The following is a 17,889-nucleotide window of genomic DNA, read 5'->3' as shown; positions in this document are numbered from 1 at the left end:
GCGACAATCCATGACATGGCGTGAGGCGAACAGGAAGCGCTGGATGGGACATTTCTGATTGAACGTTTGCAGTCTCGACGCTGGAGCAATGTTCTGTGACCATCCCTCCACACCATTTCATTCACCAAAGGGGCCGGTTTGCCCCTGCTATGACTGGCAAGGACGCGGAACATGGGTTTCCTGATACTCTCCCGCCGAGAAGGCGAAGGCATCACCCTGTCCCTCAAGGCCGACTACCCGGCGGAGGAACTGATTCGGCAATTGCGCGAAGGCGGCATCCGGATCCTGGTCACCGATATCATCGGCAACCAGGCCCGAGTCGGGATCGAGGCACCGCGTGGCGTCCTGATCGTTCGCGACGAGTTGAAGACGGCACCGAAGGCTGACGAACGGTAGAAAGTAAAAGCCCCGCGGTCGCGGGGCTTTTACACATCGGCTTCGGCAAGTATGCCGATCAACGATGCTTGTGCTTGCGGTGTTTCTTGCCGCGGTGACCGCTGTCGTTGTCCTTGCCCAGGTTGTTACCGACCGCGCCACCCGCCGCGCCGCCGAGGCCTGCACCTATGGTCGCGCCGGTGCTGCCGCCCAGCTTGTTGCCGATCACTGAACCGCCGGCCGCGCCGAGCCCGCCACCCAGGGCGGCTTCGGTCTTGCGCCCGTCCTTGGCGGTCATCGCGCCGCCGGCCGCGCCACCCAGGCCGGCGCCTATGGCCGCACCGGTGCTACCGCCGATGGCGCCGCCCACGACGTTGCCCAGGGCACCGCCTACGCCGCCGCCCACCGCGGTCTTGGTGGAATCGCCGGCGAGCGCGACTTGTGCGCTCAGCAGGCCGAACGCGATTACCAGGAGAGATTTACGCATCGTGCGTGCCTCATCGTTTCAATCAGGAGGGAAATACGGTCGTTCGCACAAAGGCCGGACCATCGGGCCCGGCCTTTGCCTCGTAGGGAGCGGCGGGTTCAGTCGTCGTAGTAGCGACGATGATGCTTGTGGCGCTTCCACTTCTTGTACTGGCCATAGTGATGGCCGTTGTCATGCCGGTAATAGCCATCGCGATAGCCGGCGCGGCGGTAGTAGCGACGGTCGCGGTAGTCGTCATCGTCGTCGTAGCGGCGGTTGCCGTCGCCATAATGGTTGCCCAGCGCGCCGCCGCCGGCGCCGCCGAGGGCCGCGCCGATCAGGCCACCCGTGCTGCCACCGATCTGCCGGCCGATGACGTTGCCGCCTGCGGCACCGAGGCCGCCGCCGATCGCCGCTTCGGTCTTGTTGCCGCGTCCGGCGCCGACGGCACCGCCCGCTGCGCCACCGATGCCGCTACCGATCGCGGCCCCAGTGCTGCCGCCGACCGCATCGCCGACGACCGAACCCAACACCCCGCCCAAGGCGCCGCCGATGGCCGCGCGGGTGTCGTCGCCTGCGAAGGCGGTGCCACCGACCAGACTCAGGGACAACAGGAGTATCGAGGAATACTTCATAGAGAGTTTCTCTCTGTGGGGATGACGGCTGCGATGCTGGGGTTGGCCCAAACCGCTGACAAGCGCCAGCCGACGATTGGTAGAACAAACTCGAAATATTCCAAGTACTTGTTTTGTATGGGGAACTTTCTTCGGCGGAGGCGGTCTTAAACCGAATGCGAAACGCGATTTCAGGGTCGAAATCGGTATTTTTGCTGGCGGGATGCTGGCCATTCTAACGCCGACGAGCGGCCTGTCTTCAAGGCCTTTCATCGACTTTCTCCTTAAGACGCCGCCTCCTGTTGCAGGAGGCGGCGTTTTTCGTGGGCATTCAGATAATGCGACTGTCGCTCGCAGCCCTTTCCAGGCGCACCGCGATGAACTTCGAAGTCGGCGTATGGCTGCCGACGCCGACGCTCTCCAGCGGCACCAGGGGATTGGTTTCCGGGTAGTAGGCGGCTGCCTGGCCGGCGGGGATATCGAAGGCGAGCAGGGTGAAGCGGCGTACCCGGCGTTCGATGCCATCGCTCCACAGCGAGACCAGGTCGACCTTGTCGCCCGGCTGGTAGCCCAGGCGGCGGATATCCGCCTCGTTGGCGAATACCACTTCGCGCTGGCCCTTCACTCCGCGATAGCGATCGTCCAGGCCGTAGATGGTGGTGTTGTACTGGTCATGGGAACGCAGGGTCTGCAGGATCAGGTCGGGTTCGAGGCCGCTGTCGCGCACCTGTGCCGGCAACAGGTCGCGGGGCAGCGGGTTGGCAACGAAGTTGGCCTTGCCGCTGGCGGTGTTCCAGCGCCGTTCGCCGGCGGAGTTGCCGAGGTAGAAGCCACCGGGATTCCGGACGCGGCGGTTGAAGTCGGCGAAACCGGGGATGGTGTCGGCGATCAGCTCGCGGATGCGCTCGTAGTTGGCGATCAGCGCGTCCCAGTCCACCGGATGGTTGCCCAGGGTTGCCTTGGCGATGCCGGCGATGATCGCCGGCTCCGAACGCATCTGCTGCGAGAGCGGCTCCAGTTGCCCGTAGGATGCGTGGATCATGCTGAACGAGTCTTCCACCGTGACCGCCTGCGGGCCTTCGGCCTGGCGGTCGATGTCGGTGCGCCCCAGGCAGGGCAGGATCAATGCGTCGCGGCCGGTGGTCAGGTGGCTGCGGTTGAGTTTGGTGCTGATGTGCACGGTCAGTTCGCATGACGCCAGGGCGGCGTGGGTGCGCGGACTGTCCGGGGTGGCCTGGGCGAAATTGCCGCCCAGGCCGATGAAGACCTTCGACTTGCCGGCGAGCATCGCGGCGATCGCCTCGACGGCGTTGTGCCCGTTGTGGCGTGGCACTTCGAAACCGAAGCGCCGTTCCAGTGCGTCGAGCAGCGCCGCCGGCGGCCGCTCGTCGATGCCCATGGTGCGGTCGCCCTGCACGTTGCTATGGCCGCGGACCGGGCAGAGACCGGCACCCGGGCGGCCCAGGTTGCCGCGCAGGAGTTGCAGGTTGACGATTTCCTGGATGATCGCCACCGAATGGTGGTGCTGGGTGATGCCCATCGCCCAGCAGACGATGACCCTGTTCGCCCGCCGGTACATCCGCGCAGCCTGCTCGATTTCCGCCAGGCTCAGCCCGGACTGGCGCTCCAGGTGTTCCCAGGGAGTGGCATCCAGTTCGGCCAGGTAGGCCTCGAGGCCGTCGGTGTGCTCGGCGATGAAGGCGTGGTCGAATACCGGCTCGCTACCCTCGGTCTGGGCTTCGCGTTCCCAGGCGAGGAGGAACTTGGCGATCCCGCGGATCGCCGCCATGTCGCCGCCCAGTGCCGGACGGAAGAACGCGGTGTTCAGCGGCGAGGACCCGTTGGTCAGCATTTCCAGCGCATTCTGTGGATGCTGGAAGCGCTCCAGGCCGCGCTCCTTGAGAGGGTTGAAGCAGACCACCTGGGCACCGCGCTTCACTGCCTCGCGCAGCGGCTCGAGCATGCGCGGGTGGTTGGTGCCGGGGTTCTGCCCAAGGATGAAGATCGCGTCGGCGTGTTCGAAGTCTTCGAAGGTCACGCTGCCCTTGCCGACCCCGACGCTGTGGCCCAGTGCCACGCCGCTGGCTTCGTGGCACATGTTCGAGCAGTCGGGGAAGTTGTTGGTGCCGAACGCGCGGACGAACAACTGGTAGAGGTAGGCCGCCTCGTTGCTGGCCCGCCCGGAGGTATAGAACTCCGCCTGGTCGGGGCTATCCAGGCGTCGCAGGTGCTCGGCGACCAGGGCGAAGGCGGCGTCCCAGGTGATCGGCTGGTAGTGGTCGCTGAGCGGGTCGTAGCGCATCGGTCCGGTGAGGCGGCCCTGGTATTCCAGCCAGTAGTCGCTCTGTTCGCGCAGGGCGCTGACGCTGTAGCGGGCGAAGAACGCCGCGTCGACGCGGCGCTTGGTGGCTTCCCAGTTGACTGCCTTGGCACCGTTCTCGCAGAACTTCACCCGGCCGTCTTCCGGCGAGTCGCCCCAGGCACAGCCGGGGCAGTCGAAACCGCCGTTCTGGTTGGTCTTGAGCAGGGCGCGGAGGTTCTTGAACGGCTGTTTGCTGTCCAGCCAGAAATGCGCCACGCTGCGCAGCGCGCCCCAGCCGGCGGCGGCGCCGGCATAGGGCTTGTAGCGGGGTTGGAGAGGTTGCAGGCTCATGAGGGACTCACTCGGTTGCGGCCGGCGCCGGGCTGTAGACCCGCGGGGCGTTGTGATGGGGCTGGTGGATCAGGTTCAGTTGGTGGCGGCGCGCCCATTGCACGGTCAGGGCGGTGGGTGCGGAGAGGCTGACCAGGGTGCCGATCCCGGCACGTACGGCCTTGTGGATAAGCTCCAGGCTGCAGCGGCTGGTGACCACGGCGAAACCGCGCGCGGCGTCAAGGCCCTGGCGGTGCAGGGCGCCGATCAGCTTGTCGAGGGCGTTGTGGCGACCGATGTCCTCGCGACACAGGCGCAATTCGCCATGCTCGTCGAAATACAGCGCGGCATGCAGGGCGCCGCTATGGCGCGCGAGCCTCTGGGCTTGCCCGATGCGCTGGCGCAGGGCGACGAGATGGGCGGCGGGAGGCAGGGCCTGCGGCGACCGTTCCGGCAGTTGCGGCAGGGCCTGCTCCAGGGCTTCGACGCCGCACAGGCCGCAGCCGGATGCGCCGGCCAGTTGCCGGCGTTGGCGCTTGAGGTTCCAGAACGCGCGACTGCTGATTTCGACCTCGGCGTGGAGGGATTCGCCCTGGCCGCGGACGCGGATTTCATAGATGTCGTCGATGGACTCCACGAAGCCGCTGCTGAGGCTGAAACCGCGGACGAAATCCTCGATGTCCTCGGGCGAGGCCATCATCACCGCCTGGTTCAGTCCGTTGTAGCTGATCGCCACGGCACACTCGGCGGCAAGGGAGGCCTGGCCGACCTGATGCGGCAGGTGCAGGTCGGCGTAGCGGTAATCGTCGGGAACGGCGGAAGGCGCCCAGGTATCCGCGGATACCGGGCATGCAGGCTGGCAAGGCATGGGCTGGGCCCTATCGTTCTAGGTGTGGCACCAGCCTAGGCCTGACGCGGGGCAGCGTCTAATCGGTTGTGCCGATGCAGTGATCGACGTGATCTATCACGACTGCGGCGCCAACCAGTTCCGGGCTTCCTCGAAACAGGCTTCGGCCAACGCTGAGCGCGGCTGTCCGCTGCGGATGATCAGGCCGAGCGGTGCCAGGGTATGGGCGTCCTCGATGGGGATCAGGCGCAGCTCGCCGTCGACTTCGCTGCCCAGCGGCATGATCGCGCAGCACAAGCCGCGCTGCACCGCCTGCAGCAGCTGCTGCACCGAGTCGGTTTCCAGGCGCGCGATGGGGCTCAGCCCGCGGCTGCGGAAGTTGTGGTCGATGGATTGGCGGAAGTGCATGCCCGCCGAGAGCAGACCCAGCGGCAGGCCAGCCAGCGCATCCCAGTTCAGCAGCGCGGCGTCGAGCGGGAAATGGCTGGGGTGATGGAGCAGGCCCATGCGGGTCTCCGCCAGTTCGATGCCCTCGAAATGGCTGCGGTCCAGACGGTCCAGATAAGAGACGCCGAGATCGAACTGGTTGCGCGCCAGGCCTTCGAGTACCTGTTCCGAACTCAGGGAATAGAGCTGGAAACGCAACTCCGGGTGGCGTCCGGCCATGTGCTGGACCAGGCGCATCGGGTCGAAGCTGGCCAACGGCACCACGCCCAGGCGCAGGGTCCCGACCAGTTGCCCGCGACAGGCGGCGGCTTCCGCGTACAGCCCTTCCTGGGCCGCCAGCAGGCTGCGCGCCCAGGCCAGTACGCGCTCGCCTGCCTCGGTGAAGCCTTCGAAACGCTGGCTGCGTCGCACCAGTTCCAGGCCGAGTTCTTCCTCCAGGCTGCGCAGACGCATGGACAGGGTCGGTTGGGTGACGTGGCAACGCGCGGCGGCCTGGCCGAAGTGGCGGGTCTCGTCGAGGGCGCAGAGGAATTTCAGCTGCTTGATGTCCATCGGCGCTTCCGTGGCGGGGGTGTCGCCGAATCTTAACGCGAATGGGCGCAGTGTTATGGGGTGGCGAACGAGCCTGGGGATATTTCGCCGGTTTTTGCAGTCTAGACTTGGCTAGTCGCGGATCGGGATTGCGCCGGCCGCTTGCAACCGTAACCGTAAAGGGAGAACCAAAGATGGGTATTTTCGCGTTCGTGAAGGAAGCCGGTGAAAAGCTGTGGGATACGCTGACGGGGCATGAGGCACAGGCGGCCGAGTCGCTGAAGGAGCACGTCGCCAAGGTCGGCCTGGGCAACCCGAACATCCAGGTTTCGGTGGAAGGCGACAAGGTCATCGCCTCGGGCGAGGTGGCCAGCCAGGAGGAGAAAGAGAAGATCCTGCTGGCGCTGGGCAACGTCGCCGGCGTCTCCTCGGTGGAAGACAAGATCACCGTGGCCCAGGCCGCTCCGGAGGCGCGCTTCGTCACCGTGAAGAAAGGCGACACCCTGAGCGCCATCGCCAAGGCCGAATACGGCAATGCCAACGCCTACATGAAGATCTTCGAGGCCAACAAGCCGATGCTCAGCCATCCGGACAAGATCTACCCCGGCCAGGTCCTGCGCATTCCCGAGTGACCCCGGCGTTTCTCCAACCCCGCCCGCGTGGCGGGGTTTTCGTTTCCGTTGCGCGAGGGTCCGTTGGGCATTGCTGTCCGGCTTCGCTCCCCACGGCGAACCGCGTTTCGGGCAGTAGCCGCCATCGTTATGGCGAGCAGGCGGACAACCGCGGCTACGGCAGTCCTTCGAGCAGCCGCCGGTAGTCCTCCTGGGCGGCGAACTCCTCGGTGTCCCGGACCTGGCCACGGCTGTCCGGGTGGCGTACCGCCAACAGGTGGGCGACACCGTAGGCGCGGGCGCTGCGCAGGATCGGCAGGCTGTCGTCGATGAACAGGCTGCGCTGCGGGTCGAAGCCGAAATCGGCTTGCAGGGCGCTCCAGAAGCGCGCGTCCTCCTTCGGGTAGCCATAGTCGTGGGAGCTGATCAGTCGGTCGAAATAGGGCGCCAGTTCGATCCGTTCCAGCTTCAGCGACAGCGAGTCGCGGTGCGCGTTGGTGATCAGCGCCACGCGCTTGCCGGCCTGGCGCAGGGCGGCGAGGAAGGTATCGGCGTGCGGACGCAGCGAGATCAGGTGCGCCACCTCGTGCTTGAGTTCGCGGATCGACAGGTCCAGTTCCCGGCTCCAGAAATCCAGGCAGTACCAGTTGAGCTGGCCGGCGTGTTCGCGGAACAGCGGCTCGAGCACGGCGTCGGCTTCGGCTTCGGCGCGACTCAGGCCGTTGCGTTCGGCATAGCGCTGGGGCAGATGTTCCAGCCAGAAGTGGTTGTCGAAGTGCAGGTCGAGCAGGGTACCGTCCATGTCGAGCAGCACGGTGTCGATGGCGGACCAGGGCAGGGTGGGCATGGCGGCTCTTGTCGCGGTTCGTCGCGATCGATGCGGAAATCTGTCGCTTCCCATCAATCTCCGACAGGGATAATCGGAAAAGCCGGGGTATGATAACCCGCCGGCTTCGCCAAGGAGTTATCCAATGCGTCAGAAACCCACCGTACTCGCCAGCGAAATCGTCGCGAAGAGCCGACTGTTCGCTGTCGAGGAGTTGCAACTGCGCTTCAGCAATGGCGTCGAGCGCACCTACGAGCGTCTGGTCGGCAAGGGCCAGGGCTACGGTGCGGTGATGGTGGTGGCCATGCTCGATGCCGAGCACGCGGTGCTGGTGGAGGAATATTGCGCCGGGGTCGACGAATACCAGTTGTCACTGCCCAAGGGCCTGGTCGAGCCGGGCGAGGACATCCTCGCGGCGGCCAACCGCGAGCTCAAGGAGGAAGCGGGCTACGGTGCCCGGCAACTGGAGCACATCACCGAACTGTCGCTGTCGCCGGGCTACATGAGCCAGCGCATCCAGGTGGTGCTGGCGCGCGACCTCTACGAGGAGCGCCTGCCGGGCGACGAGCCGGAGCCGATGGGCGTCGATCGCATCAGCCTGCGCGAACTGTCGAGCCTGGCCCAGCACGCCCAGTTCAGCGAAGGCCGCGCCCTGGCCGCGCTGTACCTGGTGCGCGACCTGCTCACCCAGCGCGGCGAGTACCAGGCATGAGGCCGGTGCCCTGGGGCGAATTGGTGGCGCTGGTGCGGCGCGCCGGCGAGGCGATCCTGCCGCACTGGCGCGCCGACGTGGCGGTGCGCTCGAAGGCCGACGAATCGCCGGTGACCGCCGCCGACCTTGCCGCGCACCATATATTGGAGGCGGGATTGCGGGCGCTGGCGCCGGACATTCCGGTGCTTTCCGAAGAGGATTGCGAGATACCGCTGAGCGAGCGCGGCCACTGGCGGCGCTGGTGGCTGGTGGACCCGCTGGACGGCACCAAGGAGTTCATCTCCGGTAGCGAGGAGTTCACCGTCAACGTGGCCCTGGTCGAGGATGGTCGGGTGCTGTTCGGCCTGGTCGGCGTGCCGGTGAGCGGCCGCTGCTACTACGGTGGCGCCGGTCTCGGCGCCTGGCGCGAGGAGGCCGATGGCCGCGCGCAACCGATCAGTGTGCGCCTGGAGCCCGAGGAGGCCTTCACCGTGGTGGCCAGCAAGCGCCACGGCAGCCCGGCCCAGGAGCGCCTGCTGGATGGCTTGAGCGAGCGCTTCGGCGACCTGCGGCGAGCCAGCATCGGCAGTTCGCTGAAGTTCTGCCTGCTGGCCGAGGGCGCTGCCGACTGCTATCCGCGCCTGACGCCAACCTCGCAATGGGACACGGCCGCCGCCCAGGGTGTGCTGGAGGGCGCCGGCGGCGAGGTGCTCGACCTGCATGGCGCGCCATTCACCTACGAGCCGCGCGAGGACTACCTCAACGGCTCCTTCCTGGCCCTGCCGCGCGCCGCCGAGTGGCGCAGCGAGCTGATCCAACTGGCGCGCGCGCTGCACTGAAACGAAAAGGCCCGGTCTAGCCGGGCCTTTTCCGTTGTGGTGGCGCTCAGTCGAGCATGTCGCTGAAACGCGCGTCCTTCTTGTATACCAGCGGTTGGCTGAAGCCGGGCACCGTCACCTGTTCGGCGCTGACCTCGATGGCGTGCTCGTCGATCAGGTCCTGGCCGAAGTTGTAGATGATCTCCAGGTCGCCCTGCAGCGCGCGCTGGTCGTAGGCGCGGGCGGCGGCGCGGGTCTGCTCGCGCTTCTCGACGTAGGTGGCGAAGGCCGCTTCGCCATGGCGCTTGCGCAGCATCTTCTCGGCGATTCGCGGCGACAGCACCACGCCGCTGGCGTTGTTGCCGCCGAAGCCCTTGGAGTTGATGAAGCATACCTCCAGCGGCTTGTCCTGGCGCATGTCGCGATTGGAGATGCTCAGGCGCTGCTGGTGGACGTCGTCGGCGACCTTGTCGATGGTCTTGATCCCCGGGAGGATGCCGTACTTGAAAGTGCCCAGGGCGGAGATCAGTTGATCGGCGCTGGCGGTGGCCAGGGAGTGGCCGACGTAGGCCTTCACCGCGGTGACCGGCCAGCCGTCGATGCCGAAGGCGCTGGCCACGCGGTCGAGGATTTCCGATTCGGTGACCCGGTTGGCCGGCGTGCTGGAGCCGTGGGCATGGACGAAGCTGGCGTGGCGCACGGTGTCCAGGCCGACGATCTGCACCGCGCTGGCCACCGCCTTGGCTACCGTCAGGTAGTTGCCCGGGCCGGGGGCGGAGATGGACTTCTTGAAACCGTCGGCGTTGATGAACACGTCGGTCACCGCGCCGTGGATATCCGCGCCCAGGCGCAGGGCCAGTTCGTCGTCCATCAGCACTACGTATTGGCTGGACTCGGCCAGGGTGAAGCCGCAGTTCTCGCCGAACGGCCGGCTGGCGCGGCGGAAGTCCACGTCGTCGCGGCCTTCGATCAGGCGCAGGCCTTCTTCGGTGGCCAGTGCGCCCATGGCACTGTAGCCCTCGATGCACTCCGGCAGGATCGGCGCCTCGCTGTTGCCGACGATGACCACCCGGGCCTGGCCGCTGGTGATGACGTCGATACCCTTCTGCAGGTTGTAGAGGAAGGTGGCGCAGGCGCCTGTGATGCTGCCGGTCATGCCGACGCTGCCGAGCACGTAGGCATTGATGAAATCGGTGGGCATGCTGTTGAAGCCCAGCGGCAGTTGCTTGGCCGAGACCCGGTGGCCCTTCAGGCGGGATTGCATCAGGCCGCCGAAACCGTTGTCGTCGAGCTGGCTCATGATGCTGCCGGAGAATACCGCGATCTCGTCGGGCTGGACGTTGTCGACGATGGTCTTCCAGTCGATGCCGGTGGAGCGGATCGCGTCGGTCGCGGCGACCACCGACATCTGCAGGCCGCGCGGGTGGAAGCGCGAGTTGTACAGCTCGCCCGGTTCGAAACCGGTGGGCAACTGGCCAGCGGACTTCACTGTCAGCGCACGGTAGCTGTCGACCTTGAACTCGCAGCGCTCGTGGATGCTCACCAGCACCTCGCCGTCCTCCGCGGGAGCGATCGACCAGTTGGCCGGCAGCGGCTCGGGCAATTGCTTGGGCGAGGCCTTGAAGGTCAGCGTCTGGCCTTCGGCAGGGGACAGCTCGAGGACCTTGTGCCAGTGGACGGCATCCGGGTCGAGGTACTGCGGTTCGATGCGCCGCACCAGGGTAGAGGCGAAGATGCGTTCGGCGTAGCGCCGCTCGATGTCCTCCGGGGACAGCGGCGTGCCGTCTTCGGCCAGGTAGCGGCCGCCTTCGGCCTTGACCAGTTTCATCATGACCGCCAGGCCGGCTAGGGTTTCCTGGCGCGCCTGCGGGTCCATCGATTCGATGACCATGCGGCGGAAGCCGTGGTGGAAGGAACTACGGCCTGCTGCGTTGTAGCCACCGAAACCAACAATGACCGGTAGTCGAGACATCACTCAGAAACTCCTTCGAATAGTCGTTCGCGTGCCGGGCTGCTGCCTGGTCCGGAGCGGGAAGCGCGTGGCGGCGATGGCGGCCTTTCCCGTCGGCGAGGCGAGCTTCACTGACCCGGGCACGAGCCAGTGGCCGTTGAAATGATCAGGGTGACTATGCTGACGTGAATCATGACTATCGAGTCACGTATTTTCCTACTGAATACCGCGTTGCGTGGGCTTTCCACAAGTGCTGGCGGTCTGCCGTGGGGGGATTGGCGCCCATGGCCGGGCTGTTGGCAGAGGTGGGGCGTGGGCGAGTGTTGCGGGACTTGCTTGAAAGTCCGCGCGCAGAGGCGCGGCGCCGGGGCGTCCGCGGAGGCTGCGGATGACGTGTGGTTCGCCCGATGCCGGCAGGGGAGAATGAAGAAGGGCCGCGAAGCGGCCCTGGGGGTGGTATATCAGCGGTAGTCGATGCCCGCCTTGCGCGTGCTGACTCGTGTTCCCGCCTTGCCCTCGGTGATCGCGACGATGTCCGCGAGCGAACCGATCACCGCGTCCTTGCCGGTGGCGCGGGCGAACTCGATGGCGGCCTGGACCTTCGGTCCCATGGAGCCGGCGGCGAAGCCGAGGCGCTCCAGTTCGTCCGGGTGGGCCTGGGCGATGGCCTTCTGGGTCGGCTTGCCCCAGTCGACGTAGGCTGCGTCGACGTCGGTGGCGATGATCAGGATGTCGGCCACCAGCTCCTGGGCCAGCAGCGAGGAGCAGAGGTCCTTGTCGATCACCGCCTCGACGCCGCTGAGCTTCTTCCCGGCCTCGTCGTACATGGTCGGGATACCGCCGCCGCCAGCGCAGATGACGATGGTGCCTTTCTCCAGCAGCCACTTCACCGGGCGGATCTCGAAGATCCGCTTCGGCCGCGGGCTGGGCACCACGCGGCGGAACTTGTCGCCGTCCGGGGCGATGCTCCAGCCCTTCTCGGCGGCCAGGCGCTCGGCTTCTTCCCTGGAGTAGACCGGGCCGATCGGCTTGGTCGGGTTCTGGAACGCCGGGTCCTTACCGTCCACCTCGACCTGGGTGAGGATGGTGGCGAACGGCACTTCGAACGGCAGCAGGTTGCCCATTTCCTGTTCGATCATGTAGCCGATCATGCCCTCGGTTTCCGCGCCGAGGACGTCCAGCGGGTAGGGCGAGACCTGGTCGTAGGCGGCACCCTGGAGGGCCAGCAGGCCGACCTGGGGGCCGTTGCCGTGGGCAATCACCAGCTCGTTGCCGGGCGCCACCTTGGCGATCTGTTCGGCGGCGATCCGCACGTTTTCCCGCTGGTTGTCCGCGGTCATGGGTTCGCCACGGCGTAGCAGGGCATTACCGCCCAATGCGACGACGATACGCATATCGGTTACCTCCGGAAGGCGGCTGCGCCCGGCCGCGTGGGCCGGGGCGCAGGAGCGCGGTCAGATGTCGGCGAGGGTCGAGACGAGGATCGCCTTGATGGTGTGCATGCGGTTCTCGGCCTGCTCGAAGGCGATGTTGTAGGGCGACTCGAAGACGTCCTCGGTCACCTCGATGCCGTTGGCCAGGTTCGGATACTGCTCGGCGATCTGCTTGCCGACCTTGGTCTCGCTGTTGTGGAACGCCGGCAGGCAGTGCATGAACTTGGCCCTCGGGTTACCGGTGGCCTTCATGATCTCCATGTTGACCTGGTAGGGCAGCAGTTCCTTGATCCGCTCGCCCCAGGCTTCCACCGGCTCGCCCATCGACACCCAGACGTCGGTGTGGACGAAGTCCACGCCCTTCACGGCTTCCTTCGGATCCTCGGTGAGGGTCAGCTTGGCGCCGCTTTCCTCGGCGAACTTCTTGCACTGGGCGACGAACTCGTCGTGCGGCCAGAGCGCCTTCGGCGCGGCGATGCGTACGTCCATGCCGAGCTTGGCGCCGATCAGCAGCAGGGAGTTGCCCATGTTGTTGCGCGCGTCGCCCAGGTAGGCGTAGCTGATGTCGTGCAGCGGCTTGTCGCTGTGCTCGCGCATGGTCAGCACGTCGGCGAGCATCTGGGTCGGGTGGTATTCGTCGGTCAGGCCGTTGAACACCGGAACGCCGGCGAACTTCGCGAGTTCCTCGACGATTTCCTGCTTGAAGCCGCGGTACTCGATGGCGTCGTACATCCGGCCGAGGACCCGCGCGGTGTCCTTCATGCTCTCCTTGTGGCCGATCTGCGAGGAGTTCGGGTCGATGTAGGTGACGTTGGCACCCTGGTCGTAGGCGGCGACTTCGAAGGCGCAGCGGGTGCGAGTGGAGGTTTTCTCGAAGATCAGGGCGATGTTCTTACGCTTCAGGTGCTGCTGCTCGGTGCCGGTGTACTTGGCGCGCTTGAGGTCGCGGGACAGGTCGAGCAGGTAACGCAGCTCGCGGGTGCTGTGGTGCATCAGGCTGAGCAGGTTACGGTTGTGCATGTTGAAAGCCATGATTGATCTCCTTGTGGGAAGTCGGTGGGCGGCGCCCCTCCTGGGGACGCCGCCGTTCAGCTCGAGAGAGGGTTGTCTGTCAGTAGTCGATCGGGTCGCGGATGATCGGGCAGGTCATGCAGTGGCCGCCGCCGCGACCGCGACCCAGTTCGCTGGCGCTGATGGTGATGACCTCGACGCCGGCCTTGCGCAGCAGGGTGTTGGTGTAGGTGTTGCGGTCGTAGCCGACCACCACGCCCGGTTCCAGGCAGACCACGTTGTTACCGTCGTCCCATTGCTCGCGCTCGGCGGCGAAGCTGTTGCCGCCGGTCTCGACCACGCGCAGTTTCTTCAGGCCGAGGGATTCGGCGACCACTTCGAGGAAGGTTTTCTCCTCGCGACGGATGCTCATGCCGTAGGGGCTGCTCGGATCGGGGCGCAGGCTGAAGGGCACGATTTCCTTGACCACTTCCGGGAAGACCGTGACCAGGTCGCGGTCGCAGAAGCTGAACACGGTGTCCAGGTGCATCGCGGCGCGGGACTTCGGCAGGCCGGCGACGATCACCCGCTCGGCGGCGCCCTTGGCGAACAGCGACTGGGCGACCTGACCGATGGCCTGGCGCGAGGAGCGCTCGCCCATGCCGATCAGGACCACGCCGTTGCCGATCGGCATCACGTCGCCGCCTTCCAGGGTCGAGGAGCCGTGGTCCTTGTCCGGGTCGCCGTACCAGATCTCGAATTCGGCGTTGGCGAACTCGGGATGGAACTTGTAGATGGCGGTGGTCAGCAGGGTTTCCTGTCGTCGCGCCGGCCAGTACATCGGGTTCAGGGTCACGCCGCCGTAGATCCAGCAAGTGGTGTCGCGGGTGAACTGGGTATTCGGCAACGGCGGCAGCAGGAAGCTGGAATGGCCCAGGTACTCGCGGTACATCTTGAGGATGTCGGCGCCTTCGCTGGCGGGCAGGTCGTCAGCGGCGACGCCGCCGATCAGGTACTCGGCCAGCTTGCGCGGCTCCAGGCTTTCCAGCCAGGAGCGCAGCTCGCTGGTCAGGCCCAGGCCGACGCTGTCGGCGGTGATCTTGCGATCGAGGATCCACTTCAGCGCTTCCGGGTTCTGGATTGTCTCGGTCAGCAGGTTGTGCATCTCGAGGACGTCGATGCCGCGCTCGCGCATCTTGGTGACGAAGTCGAAGTGGTCGCGCTTGGCCTGGTTCACCCAGATCACGTCGTCGAACAGCAACTCGTCGCAGTTGCTCGGGGTCAGGCGCTGGTGGGCGAGTCCGGGCGAGCAGACCATCACTTTGCGCAGTTTGCCGGCTTCGGAGTGGACGCCAAGTTTGGTTTTTTCCGTGCTCATTTCACGTCTCCAGTGGAGTAATCAGAGGGTGAGGAAACCGTCGTAGAGGCCGTAGGCAGCCACCAGGGCGCCAATGACGACTGCGGCGAAGATCAGTTTTTCGATTCCGGTGAAGATCGGCTGGCCGACCTCGTGCTTGGCCTTGGCGAAGAGGATCGCGCCGGGCGCATACAGCAGGGCGGACAGCAGCAGGTACTTCAGGCCCCCGGCGTAGAGCAGCCAGACCGCGTAGGCCACGGCGATGCCGGCGATGACCAGGTCCTTGCTGCGTTCGCGGGCATCGTTCTCGTAGGTCTCGCCCTTCAGGGTCAGCAGCAGGCCATAGGCGGCGGACCAGAAGTACGGGATCAGGATCATCGAGGTGGCCAGGAGCAGCATCTTGGTGTACGGGTCCATGCCGTCCGGGTCGCCCGAGGTGAAGAACACCACCACCAGGAACACCTGTACGCAGATGTTGGTCAGCCACAGGGCGTTGGCCGGCACCTGGTTGGCGTTCTCGCGGCGCAGGAACTCCGGCATGGTGTGGTCCTTGGCGGCGGCGAACATGATCTCGGCGCACAGCAGCACCCAGGAGAGCAGCGCGCCCAGCAGCGAGATCAGCAGGCCGACGCTGATCAGCACGGCGCCCCAGTGGCCGACCACATGCTCGAGTACCAGCGCCATCGACGGGTTCTGCAGCTTGGCCAGTTCCGGCTGGGTCATCACGCCCATGGACAGCACGTTGACCAGCACCAGCAGGAGCAGGACGGTGATGAAGCCGATCACGGTGGCCTTGCCGACGTCGGAACGTTTTTCCGCGCGGGAGGAGAAGATGCTCGCGCCCTCGATGCCGATGAACACCCAGACGGTGACCAGCATCATGTTGCGCACCTGGTTCATCACGCTGCCCAGGTCCGGGTTGCTCTTGCCCCAGATGTCGGCGGTGAAGATGTCCAGCTTGAAGGCGAACAGGCAGATCAGAATGAACAGGAACAGCGGCACGACCTTGGCCACGGTGGTGACGGTGTTGATGAACGCCGCCTCCTTGATCCCGCGCAGCACCAGGAAGTGCAGGGCCCAGAGCAGGACCGAGGCGCAGACGATCGCCGCGACGGTGTCGCCCTTGCCGAAGATCGGGAAGAAGTAGCCGAGGGTGCTGAACAACAGGACGAAGTAGCCGACGTTGCCCAGCCAGGCGCTGATCCAGTAGCCCCAGGCCGAGGAGAAACCCATGTAGTCGCCGAAGCCGGCCTTGGCGTAGGCGTACACGCCGCCGTCGAGTTCGGGCTTGCGGTTGGCTAGGGTCTGGAAGACGAAAGCGAGGGTGAGCATGCCGACGGCGGTGATCGCCCATCCGATCAGGACGGCGCCGACGTCGGCGCTGGCTGCCATGTTTTGCGGGAGGGAGAAGATGCCCCCTCCGATCATCGAGCCGACAACCAGAGCCGTTAGCGCTCCTAGTCGGAGTTTTTGGCTGGATTCTTGGGACATTTTCGGAATCTCCCTATAGGAATTGAGAGTGAAGCCATTAGGCGGCAGCGGCTATTGTTGAATGCTGATCCACGTCAATAGCTTCCTACTCAAAGTAATTAGATGACGCATTCCTGTAAGTCGCGAGTGCCAAAGATAGAAGAGGAATCTAGGAGCTGCCCGGAATAGGGCGGTTTTTTCATGTAATAGGGGAGGTGTTGCCATCCGCTACGGGGAAAGCTTGAAATTGCTCGAAATCGGGCTATAAGCCGCGGATCAAGCCGGATCGTTGATGCCGATCAATGAATTTCGCGAGACGGTATTCTGACTTTCAGGTGGGTGGTCGCCGGCTTGTTGACGGTCCGCCGAAAAACCGCCGCGACTTGCCGGGGAAGTGTTGCAGTATTTCGAGAGAAGTATTTTTTTATTTATAAGTAAAAATAATTTTCCGCTCTTATCAAAGAACGAAAAAGCACAAGGGAAGAAATGAAGAAGCCCGGCGAACGCCGGGCTTCTTCATTTGGACTTCAGGGTATGAAGACCGCTGGGGGGACGGGATCGCCGCCCACCCGCCGCGCGTGCTGGCGCACGTCGGCACAGGGGGAAGGGGCCGCCATCCGGTTCGTGGCCGAAGGGCGCGGTTCGCCGGGGCGAACCGAAAGCCGGTGCCAGGGGCACTACGAGCGATTGAGCAAGCGGCGTGCCAGCCATCGACAGGTGGCCCAGCCCTTCAGCGGCGGGGCATGGGCCCTCGGCATGAGCGGATTTTTGCCGAAGGCCCGAGCGCAGGGCGGGGTTTTCCGCCGTCGTTACCGTTCCGTCAGCTCATCCCCAGCCAGTTCGGCAATGCCATGGATACCGCCGGGATGTAGGTCACGATGATCAGGAACACCAGCAGGATCATCAGCCACGGCAGCGCTGCGCGGATGGTCGCGCCCAGCGGCATGCCGGTGACCGCCGAGGTGACGAACAGGTTGAGCCCGACCGGCGGCGTGATGAGGCCGATCTCCATGTTCACCACCATGATGATGCCGAGGTGGATCGGATCGATGCCCAGCTCCATGGCGATGGGGAAGAAGATTGGCGCCAGGATCAGGATGATCGCCGAAGGCTCCATGAAGTTGCCGGCGATCAGCAGCACGATGTTCACCACCAGCAGGAACATCCATGGCGAAAGTCCCAGTTCCGTGACCCAGCTGGCGATGCTCTGCGGTATCTGCTCGGTGGTCAGTACGTGAGCGAAGAGCATGGCGTTGGCGATGATGAACATCAGCATGATGGTCAGCTTGCCGGACTCCAGCAGCACCTTCGGGCATTCGCTCAGGCGCATGTCGCGGTAGACGAACAGTGCGACGAAGGCCGAGTACACCGCGGCGACGGCGGCAGCCTCGGTAGGGGTGAAGGCGCCGGAATAGATGCCGCCGAGGATGATCACCATCAGCAGCAGCCCCCACAGCGCCTTGCGCGCGCTGGCCAGCCATTCGCGCAGACTGACCCTTGGCATGGCGGGCAGCTTCTTGACCCGGGCGACGATGTAGATCACCACCATCAGGATCAGTCCCAGCAGCAGCCCCGGAACCACGCCGGCGATGAACAGCTTGCCCACAGAGGTCTCGGTGGCGGCGGCGTAGACCACCATCACGATCGATGGCGGAATGAGGATGCCGAGGGTGCCGGCGTTGCAGACGATGCCGGCGCCGAACGCCTGTGGGTAACCCGAGCGGACCATGCCGGCGATGGCGATCGAGCCCACCGCCGCCACCGTTGCCGGAGACGAGCCGGACAGCGCGGCGAAGAGCATGCAGGCGAGCACCGCGGCGATCGCCAGGC

Annotated in this window: 16 protein-coding genes; 4 read left to right on the top strand and 12 right to left on the bottom strand. The window is 65.4% G+C overall.

The genetic code is table 11. The annotated features are described in order from the left end of the window. Positions 1–171: 171 nt before the first annotated feature. Entirely contained in the window at positions 172–396 is a 225-nt protein-coding gene (locus tag HMPREF2886_RS21330) for a carbon storage regulator (protein ID WP_033973400.1), read from the top strand. Positions 397–454: 58 nt separating this feature from the next. On the opposite strand, the gene HMPREF2886_RS21325 is transcribed toward HMPREF2886_RS21330, so the two are convergent. From HMPREF2886_RS21325 to HMPREF2886_RS21305, 5 genes are all read right to left on the bottom strand, one after another. After that, positions 455–862: a glycine zipper domain-containing protein gene (locus HMPREF2886_RS21325; RefSeq protein WP_033973402.1), complete on the bottom strand. Its 408-nt coding sequence runs from the start codon at positions 860–862 to the stop codon at positions 455–457. 98 nt (positions 863–960) lie between these two features. Further along, on the bottom strand, positions 961–1,476 hold the full coding sequence (locus tag HMPREF2886_RS21320; protein ID WP_012077814.1) for a hypothetical protein: 516 nt from the start codon (positions 1,474–1,476) through the stop codon (positions 961–963). 310 nt (positions 1,477–1,786) lie between these two features. Then, positions 1,787–4,108 carry an FdhF/YdeP family oxidoreductase gene (locus HMPREF2886_RS21315; protein WP_033976944.1) on the bottom strand — a complete coding sequence of 774 codons (2,322 nt, stop codon included), beginning with the start codon at positions 4,106–4,108 and terminating at the stop codon, positions 1,787–1,789. A gap of 7 nt (positions 4,109–4,115) precedes the next feature. Next, positions 4,116–4,955, bottom strand: a complete 840-nt coding sequence (gene fdhD / locus HMPREF2886_RS21310) for a formate dehydrogenase accessory sulfurtransferase FdhD (RefSeq protein ID WP_033973405.1) — start codon at positions 4,953–4,955, stop codon at positions 4,116–4,118. Positions 4,956–5,051: 96 nt separating this feature from the next. Continuing rightward, positions 5,052–5,933: a LysR family transcriptional regulator gene (locus HMPREF2886_RS21305; protein ID WP_033973407.1), complete on the bottom strand. Its 882-nt coding sequence runs from the start codon at positions 5,931–5,933 to the stop codon at positions 5,052–5,054. 173 nt (positions 5,934–6,106) lie between these two features. On the opposite strand from HMPREF2886_RS21305, the gene lysM reads away from it, so the two are divergent. Beyond that, complete coding sequence (lysM, locus tag HMPREF2886_RS21300) at positions 6,107–6,544, top strand: peptidoglycan-binding protein LysM (protein ID WP_003096210.1); 438 nt, start codon at positions 6,107–6,109, stop codon at positions 6,542–6,544. Between the two features lie 154 nt (positions 6,545–6,698). Here lysM and yrfG read toward each other — a convergent pair whose 3' ends face one another. Beyond that, positions 6,699–7,370 (bottom strand): GMP/IMP nucleotidase, encoded by a 672-nt coding sequence (gene yrfG / locus HMPREF2886_RS21295; RefSeq protein WP_070748308.1) that lies wholly within the window; start codon positions 7,368–7,370, stop codon positions 6,699–6,701. Positions 7,371–7,494: 124 nt separating this feature from the next. Between yrfG and nudE the strand changes: the two genes are divergently transcribed. Further along, a complete protein-coding gene (nudE, locus tag HMPREF2886_RS21290; protein ID WP_003096206.1) occupies positions 7,495–8,061 on the top strand; it encodes an ADP compounds hydrolase NudE in 567 nt (188 codons plus the stop codon). Continuing rightward, on the top strand, positions 8,058–8,879 hold the full coding sequence (gene cysQ / locus HMPREF2886_RS21285; protein WP_003100038.1) for a 3'(2'),5'-bisphosphate nucleotidase CysQ: 822 nt from the start codon (positions 8,058–8,060) through the stop codon (positions 8,877–8,879). The genes nudE and cysQ overlap by 4 nt, the downstream gene beginning before the upstream one ends. A gap of 46 nt (positions 8,880–8,925) precedes the next feature. Here cysQ and fabY read toward each other — a convergent pair whose 3' ends face one another. The 6 genes from fabY to dctM form a co-directional block, all read right to left on the bottom strand. Then, entirely contained in the window at positions 8,926–10,830 is a 1,905-nt protein-coding gene (gene fabY / locus HMPREF2886_RS21280) for a beta-ketoacyl-ACP synthase FabY (protein WP_033973408.1), read from the bottom strand. A gap of 440 nt (positions 10,831–11,270) precedes the next feature. Beyond that, positions 11,271–12,203 (bottom strand): carbamate kinase, encoded by a 933-nt coding sequence (gene arcC / locus HMPREF2886_RS21275; RefSeq protein WP_033976941.1) that lies wholly within the window; start codon positions 12,201–12,203, stop codon positions 11,271–11,273. A gap of 60 nt (positions 12,204–12,263) precedes the next feature. Beyond that, entirely contained in the window at positions 12,264–13,274 is a 1,011-nt protein-coding gene (locus HMPREF2886_RS21270; RefSeq protein WP_003100031.1) for an ornithine carbamoyltransferase, read from the bottom strand. Positions 13,275–13,353: 79 nt separating this feature from the next. Then, positions 13,354–14,610 carry an arginine deiminase gene (arcA, locus tag HMPREF2886_RS21265; protein ID WP_033973409.1) on the bottom strand — a complete coding sequence of 419 codons (1,257 nt, stop codon included), beginning with the start codon at positions 14,608–14,610 and terminating at the stop codon, positions 13,354–13,356. Between the two features lie 21 nt (positions 14,611–14,631). After that, complete coding sequence (gene arcD, locus HMPREF2886_RS21260) at positions 14,632–16,080, bottom strand: arginine-ornithine antiporter (RefSeq protein ID WP_003123669.1); 1,449 nt, start codon at positions 16,078–16,080, stop codon at positions 14,632–14,634. Between the two features lie 799 nt (positions 16,081–16,879). After that, a partial coding sequence (dctM, locus tag HMPREF2886_RS21255; RefSeq protein ID WP_070748306.1) for a C4-dicarboxylate TRAP transporter large permease protein DctM occupies positions 16,880–17,889 on the bottom strand: 1,010 nt, incomplete at its 5' end.

Source organism: Pseudomonas sp. HMSC066A08, from assembly GCF_001813025.1.
Taxonomy (GTDB): Bacteria; Pseudomonadota; Gammaproteobacteria; order Pseudomonadales; family Pseudomonadaceae; genus Pseudomonas; species Pseudomonas aeruginosa.
The sequence above is the reverse complement of the archived record's forward strand: the minus strand, read 5'-3'. Positions and strand labels throughout refer to the sequence as shown.

What these genes read in the sequence shown, in the direction of transcription:
- HMPREF2886_RS21330 (WP_033973400.1), top strand. Translation starts at nt 172, where the DNA reads ATGGGTTTCCTGATACTCTCCCGCCGAGAAGGCGAAGGCATCACCCTG.
- HMPREF2886_RS21325 (WP_033973402.1), bottom strand. Translation starts at nt 862, where the DNA reads ATGCGTAAATCTCTCCTGGTAATCGCGTTCGGCCTGCTGAGCGCACAA.
- HMPREF2886_RS21320 (WP_012077814.1), bottom strand. Translation starts at nt 1,476, where the DNA reads ATGAAGTATTCCTCGATACTCCTGTTGTCCCTGAGTCTGGTCGGTGGC.
- HMPREF2886_RS21315 (WP_033976944.1), bottom strand. Translation starts at nt 4,108, where the DNA reads ATGAGCCTGCAACCTCTCCAACCCCGCTACAAGCCCTATGCCGGCGCC.
- fdhD (WP_033973405.1), bottom strand. Translation starts at nt 4,955, where the DNA reads ATGCCTTGCCAGCCTGCATGCCCGGTATCCGCGGATACCTGGGCGCCT.
- HMPREF2886_RS21305 (WP_033973407.1), bottom strand. Translation starts at nt 5,933, where the DNA reads ATGGACATCAAGCAGCTGAAATTCCTCTGCGCCCTCGACGAGACCCGC.
- lysM (WP_003096210.1), top strand. Translation starts at nt 6,107, where the DNA reads ATGGGTATTTTCGCGTTCGTGAAGGAAGCCGGTGAAAAGCTGTGGGAT.
- yrfG (WP_070748308.1), bottom strand. Translation starts at nt 7,370, where the DNA reads ATGCCCACCCTGCCCTGGTCCGCCATCGACACCGTGCTGCTCGACATG.
- nudE (WP_003096206.1), top strand. Translation starts at nt 7,495, where the DNA reads ATGCGTCAGAAACCCACCGTACTCGCCAGCGAAATCGTCGCGAAGAGC.
- cysQ (WP_003100038.1), top strand. Translation starts at nt 8,058, where the DNA reads ATGAGGCCGGTGCCCTGGGGCGAATTGGTGGCGCTGGTGCGGCGCGCC.
- fabY (WP_033973408.1), bottom strand. Translation starts at nt 10,830, where the DNA reads ATGTCTCGACTACCGGTCATTGTTGGTTTCGGTGGCTACAACGCAGCA.
- arcC (WP_033976941.1), bottom strand. Translation starts at nt 12,203, where the DNA reads ATGCGTATCGTCGTCGCATTGGGCGGTAATGCCCTGCTACGCCGTGGC.
- HMPREF2886_RS21270 (WP_003100031.1), bottom strand. Translation starts at nt 13,274, where the DNA reads ATGGCTTTCAACATGCACAACCGTAACCTGCTCAGCCTGATGCACCAC.
- arcA (WP_033973409.1), bottom strand. Translation starts at nt 14,610, where the DNA reads ATGAGCACGGAAAAAACCAAACTTGGCGTCCACTCCGAAGCCGGCAAA.
- arcD (WP_003123669.1), bottom strand. Translation starts at nt 16,080, where the DNA reads ATGTCCCAAGAATCCAGCCAAAAACTCCGACTAGGAGCGCTAACGGCT.